The 828-nt window shown below is 69.1% G+C and carries 1 pseudogene; it reads left to right on the top strand.

Going from position 1 to position 828, the window contains the following annotated elements:
* Positions 1–168: 168 nt before the first annotated feature.
* A pseudogene (locus tag EOA27_RS38490) lies at positions 169–828 on the top strand (biotin/lipoyl-binding protein); the annotation flags it as partial.

The following is an 828-nucleotide window of genomic DNA, read 5'->3' as shown; positions in this document are numbered from 1 at the left end:
GCAGCGGCCTGCGACCGCGTGATGGTCCTGCGCGGCGGCGTCATCGAGGCGTTCGGACCGAGCGCCGAGGTGCTGCGGCAACCAGGCGCGCAGCGGAGCACGGTGGTGACGGGATCGTTCGCCCCGGTCATCCGCGCCTCGCAGACCATCCGCCGCGGGTCGTAGGCGATGTCCGCGCCAAGCCTCAGCTTCCACGACCGCCCGCGCACCGATTTCCGGCGCACGGCCTTTGCCGGCTACGCGGCGATCGCGCTTCTTGCCGGCGGCTTCGGCACTTGGGCAGCGAGCGCGCCGCTGGCGGGCGCGGTGATCACGCAAGGCACGATCGCGGCGACCGGCGGCAACATCCTGATCCAGCATCGCGAGGGCGGCATCATCAGGCAATTGCTTGTGCATGAAGGCGACCGCGTGCGCGAAGGCCAGGAACTCATCCTGCTCGACCGGACCGCCCCGGAGGCCGATCTCAACCGGCTAACGAGGCAGTGGATCGCGCTCAAGGCGAATGCCGCGCGGCTGGAGGCCGAGCGCGACGGGCTGGACCGGCTGGCGCCGATCAGCGAGCCCGCGCCGGCGCCGTTCCAGCCGGAGTTCCAGAACCTGATCCGCGAACAGCAGAAGGAGTTCGACGCAAGGCTTGCGCGCTTCCGCTCGGAGCAGTCGATCCTGGCGCAGCGGGTCGCCATGCATCGCGAGTCGGTCAAGGGCCTGAACGCGCAGAAGGCGGCCATCGAGCAGCAGACCGAGGTGGTGAAGAAGGAACTCGGTATCAAGACCGACCTTCTCAGCAAGGGCCTGACCAACCGCACCGAATATTCGCAGCTGCTGCGC

The sequence above is a fragment of the Mesorhizobium sp. M2A.F.Ca.ET.037.01.1.1 genome, from assembly GCF_003998075.1.
In the GTDB taxonomy this organism is placed as follows: Bacteria; Pseudomonadota; Alphaproteobacteria; order Rhizobiales; family Rhizobiaceae; genus Mesorhizobium.
Note: the sequence above shows the minus strand (reverse complement) of the source record. Positions and strands in the feature narration are given on the sequence as shown.